The organism is Paenarthrobacter aurescens, from assembly GCF_025421775.1.
Lineage (GTDB): Bacteria > Actinomycetota > Actinomycetes > Actinomycetales > Micrococcaceae > Arthrobacter > Arthrobacter aurescens_B.
Map to the genome: position 1 here is coordinate 1 of NZ_JAOEFX010000014.1, position 3,706 is coordinate 3,706.

The 3,706-nt window shown below is 55.0% G+C and carries 1 rRNA gene; it reads left to right on the forward strand.

Going from position 1 to position 3,706, the window contains the following annotated elements:
- Window positions 1-433: 433 nt before the first annotated feature.
- Window positions 434-3,577, forward strand: a 23S ribosomal RNA gene (locus N7568_RS22455).
- Window positions 3,578-3,706 lie beyond the last annotated feature (129 nt).

A 3,706-nucleotide genomic window follows, 5' to 3' on the forward strand; every position in this document is an offset into this window, starting at 1 on the left:
TTTTTTGGCATGGCCTTTACCGGTTGTGTCCTGGTGCCAGTACGGCGATGCGTGTTTCCTTTCGGGGTTGCGGGTGTTGTTTGGAACGTTGCCGGGGCGTGGTGGTGGGGGTTGTGTTTGGCGCACTGTTGGGTCCTGAGGCAACAGGACCTTTTTGCAGCAATGCAGAGGGCATCGTTCTGGTGTTTCTTTTGTTCCTGCTTCCGGTTCCTCCGGTCACTGGTATCGGCTCCTTTTTTTGTGGGGGTTGTGGTGGTTGGGGGTCTGGTTGATGGGGTTGTTGTTTGAGAACTACATAGTGGACGCGAGCATCTAGAACACGCACGTGGCTGGCCCTTTTGGGGTTGGTGTGTGTGTTCTTACAGCAATTTCTTATGAATGAACCTGGCCCTTGTGGTCGTGGTTCTCTCGAGTAAGTTTTTGATCTTTGTGTGGTCAAGTTTTTAAGGGCACACGGTGGATGCCTTGGCATTAGGAGCCGAAGAAGGACGTAGGAATCTGCGATAAGCCTGGGGGAGTTGATAACCGAGCGTTGATCCCAGGATGTCCGAATGGGGAAACCCCGCACAACGCTGCAAGGTGATTGTGTGACCCGCATCTGAACACATAGGGTGCGTGGGGGGAACGCGGGGAAGTGAAACATCTCAGTACCCGCAGGAAGAGAAAACAATAGTGATTCCGTTAGTAGTGGCGAGCGAACGCGGATCAGGCTAAACCGTTTCCATGTGTGATAGCCGGCGGGCGTTGCATGGGCGGGGTTGTGGGACTTTCCGTTCTGGTTCTGCCGGACCAGTGGGGTGTGTAGTACAGGCATAGGTGAACGGTCTTGAAAGGCCGGCCAGAGAGGGTGGGAGCCCCGTAACCGTAATGTTGTGTACCGCCTGGAGAGGATCCCAAGTAGCACGGGGCCCGAGAAATCCCGTGCGAATCTGTCAGGACCACCTGATAAGCCTAAATACTTCCTAATGACCGATAGCGGACCAGTACCGTGAGGGAAAGGTGAAAAGTACCCCGGGAGGGGAGTGAAACAGTACCTGAAACCGTGTGCTTACAATCCGTCGGAGCAGCCTTGTAGTTGTGACGGCGTGCCTTTTGAAGAATGAGCCTGCGAGTTAGTGTTACGTCGCGAGGTTAACCCGTGTGGGGTAGCCGTAGCGAAAGCGAGTCTGAATAGGGCGAGTGTAGTGGCGTGATCTAGACCCGAAGCGGAGTGATCTACCCATGGCCAGGTTGAAGCGACGGTAAGACGTCGTGGAGGACCGAACCCACTTCAGTTGAAAATGGAGGGGATGAGCTGTGGGTAGGGGTGAAAGGCCAATCAAACTCCGTGATAGCTGGTTCTCCCCGAAATGCATTTAGGTGCAGCGTTGCGTGTTTCTTGCCGGAGGTAGAGCTACTGGATGGCCGATGGGCCCTACAAGGTTACTGACGTCAGCCAAACTCCGAATGCCGGTAAGTGAGAGCGCAGCAGTGAGACTGTGGGGGATAAGCTTCATAGTCGAGAGGGAAACAGCCCAGACCACCAACTAAGGCCCCTAAGCGTGTGCTAAGTGGGAAAGGATGTGGAGTTGCGAAGACAACCAGGAGGTTGGCTTAGAAGCAGCCATCCTTGAAAGAGTGCGTAATAGCTCACTGGTCAAGTGATTCCGCGCCGACAATGTAGCGGGGCTCAAGTACACCGCCGAAGTTGTGGATTTCACACATTGCCCTAGCCTTCGTGGTTCAGGGGTGTGGAGTGGTAGGGGAGCGTCGTGTGGGCAGTGAAGTCGCGGTGGAAACCAGCGGTGGAGCCTACACGAGTGAGAATGCAGGCATGAGTAGCGAAAGACGGGTGAGAAACCCGTCCGCCGAATGATCAAGGGTTCCAGGGTCAAGCTAATCTGCCCTGGGTAAGTCGGGACCTAAGGCGAGGCCGACAGGCGTAGTCGATGGACAACGGGTTGATATTCCCGTACCGGCGAAAAACCGCCCATGCCAAGCGGGGGATACTAACCGCCCGGAGCCTGCCCGCTCACCCTTGTGGTGTTGTGGGTTTTGGCCGAGCGCGGGACCTGATCCCGGGAGGTAAGCGTATTAACAGGTGTGACGCAGGAAGGTAGCCGGGCCGGGCGATGGTTGCCCCGGTCCAAGGATGTAGGGTCAGGGATAGGCAAATCCGTTCCTGTGTGTTTCGAGCACGATCCTGAGATCTGATGGGACCCCCGTTCGGGGGGATCCGGTGATCCTATGCTGCCAAGAAAAGCATCGACGCGAGGTTTTAGCCGCCCGTACCCCAAACCGACACAGGTGATCAGGTAGAGAATACCAAGGCGATCGAGAGAATTATGGTTAAGGAACTCGGCAAAATGCCCCCGTAACTTCGGGAGAAGGGGGGCCTGCCCCGTGATGGAGACTTGCTCTCCGTGAGCGGGTGTGGGCCGCAGAGACCAGGGGGAAGCGACTGTTTACTAAAAACACAGGTCCGTGCGAAGTCGCAAGACGATGTATACGGACTGACTCCTGCCCGGTGCTGGAAGGTTAAGAGGACCGGTTAGCCACTTGTGGCGAAGCTGAGAATTTAAGCCCCAGTAAACGGCGGTGGTAACTATAACCATCCTAAGGTAGCGAAATTCCTTGTCGGGTAAGTTCCGACCTGCACGAATGGAGTAACGACTTCCCCGCTGTCTCAACCATAAACTCGGCGAAATTGCAGTACGAGTAAAGATGCTCGTTACGCGCAGCAGGACGGAAAGACCCCGAGACCTTTACTATAGTTTGGTATTGGTGTTCGGAGTGGCTTGTGTAGGATAGGTGGGAGACGTTGAAACCCGGACGCCAGTTCGGGTGGAGTCATCGTTGAAATACCACTCTGGTCACTTTGGACATCTAACTTCGGCCCGTGATCCGGGTCAGGGACAGTGCCTGATGGGTAGTTTAACTGGGGCGGTTGCCTCCTAAAAAGTAACGGAGGCGCCCAAAGGTTCCCTCAGCCTGGTTGGCAATCAGGTGTCGAGTGTAAGTGCACAAGGGAGCTTGACTGTGAGAGAGACATCTCAAGCAGGGACGAAAGTCGGGACTAGTGATCCGGCGGTACATTGTGGAATGGCCGTCGCTCAACGGATAAAAGGTACCTCGGGGATAACAGGCTGATCTTGCCCAAGAGTCCATATCGACGGCATGGTTTGGCACCTCGATGTCGGCTCGTCGCATCCTGGGGCTGGAGTAGGTCCCAAGGGTTGGGCTGTTCGCCCATTAAAGCGGTACGCGAGCTGGGTTTAGAACGTCGTGAGACAGTTCGGTCCCTATCCGCTGCGCGCGCAGGAAATTTGAGAAGGGCTGTCCTTAGTACGAGAGGACCGGGACGGACGAACCTCTGGTGTGTCAGTTGTACTGCCAAGTGCATCGCTGATTAGCTACGTTCGGATGGGATAACCGCTGAAAGCATCTAAGCGGGAAGCTCGCTTCAAGATGAGATTTCCATACACATTATGTGTGAGAGGCCCCCAGCCAGACCACTGGGTTGATAGGCCGGATGTGGAAGCGAGGACTAAAGACTCGTGAAGCTGACCGGTACTAATAGGCCAACAACTTACACCACACAACACACTGCACGCGTCCACTATGTGGTTCCCGAACAACAACACCGTTTGTTCCAGGAACCAACACAACAAAATAACAACACCACAGTTGTAACCACAGTCTTCCCACCCCGGAAAACACCAGCCCC